The organism is Microcoleus sp. PH2017_24_DOB_U_A, from assembly GCF_020738205.1.
Lineage (GTDB): Bacteria > Cyanobacteriota > Cyanobacteriia > Cyanobacteriales > Microcoleaceae > Microcoleus.
On sequence record NZ_JAEQCT010000212.1, the window covers coordinates 1 to 1,343 of the forward strand.

A 1,343-nucleotide genomic window follows, 5' to 3' on the forward strand; every position below is an offset into this window, starting at 1 on the left:
GGGGGCTAGAAACTGTAACTTGATTCTTGGACAAATCTACCCATTGTTGCTCAATTGTGGGTAGCTTTTTCACTCGCAAGTTCTGCTAAGGTTGGAATATGTCACAAGCCTGCGCGAGAAGGGATTAAAGGACTGCCATGTTACTCGGATTCAAAACCGAATTGAAACTAAATAGTCGGCAGCGCATACTTTTAGCTAAGCATTGCGGAGTGGCGCGTCATGCTTGGAATTGGGGTTTGTGGCTGACCAAAAATATTCTTGGTCACAACCAAGCCAATCCCAACGAAAAGCTCAAATTTCCCACAGCTATTGACTTGCATAAATTGTTAGTAGCTATGGTGAAGTCGGAGAATGCTTGGTATTACGAGTGCAGTAAATCTACACCACAACAGGCATTAATGGCATTGCGAGATGCATGGAAACGATGTTTTAAAAAGACTGCTGGTGTACCGAAGTTTAAGAAAAAAGGAAGGCGAGATTCTTTCACATTAGAAGGAACAGTCAAAATCTGCGGGGTTAACAAAATCCAAGTTCCCGTAATTGCCGTCCTCAAGACTTATGAAAGGCTACCACAAGTATCAACCAAGTCTTGCGCGATATCCCGTATTGCCGACAGGTGGTTTATCAGTTTCAGGTTTGATGTAGAACAGCAAGAATCATGCCAAACAAGCATTGTAGGCGTTGACCTCGGTATTAAAGCATTGGCTACTCTATCAACAGGTGAAGTAGTTATCGGTGCTAAATCCTACAAAAAATATCGCGACATACTCTCAAGGATGCAATGGTTGAGTCGCCATAAAGTCATCGGTTCGAGCAATGGTCAAAAAGCACAAGTCAAGATAGCTAGACTGCATAGAAAGATAGCTAACATCCGTCAAGATACGTTGCACAAACTAACGACATTACTTGCCAAAAACCACGGTGTAATTGTCATAGAAGACTTGAACGTAAGCGGAATGATGGCGTTGCACAAGCTAGCTGCATCTGTTGCCGATATGGGCTTCTTTGAGTTTCGCAGACAGTTAACCTACAAATGCGAGTTGTACGGTTCAAAGTTGGTAGTTGTTGACCGTTGGTTTCCCAGCTCAAAAACTTGTTCTAATTGTGGAACTAAAAAAGAAACACTCTCTCTTTCTGAACGAGTGTTTGAATGCAGTCATTGTGGTATTGTTGTTGACCGCGATTTGAACGCAGCGATTAATTTGTCAAAAACCGTCAGTTAGACGGGGTTAGCCTGCGGACTGGTGAGTGCCGACACTACCAGGATGAAGCAGGAAGTAAACGAAGCTCAAAGTCCAATATTGTCCAATCTTGAGTAACTTTGGGTAGGATTTATGTAACGG

General features: G+C 43.0%; 1 protein-coding gene. It reads left to right on the top strand.

The annotated features are described in order from the left end of the window. The first annotated feature begins 137 nt into the window (after nucleotides 1–137). Entirely contained in the window at nucleotides 138–1,223 is a 1,086-nt protein-coding gene (locus JGK07_RS33075) for a transposase (protein ID WP_293200731.1), read from the top strand. Nucleotides 1,224–1,343 lie beyond the last annotated feature (120 nt).

Excerpts from the sequence above, each read along its gene's own strand:
- JGK07_RS33075 (WP_293200731.1), top strand. The coding sequence starts at position 138 with ATGTTACTCGGATTCAAAACCGAATTGAAACTAAATAGTCGGCAGCGC.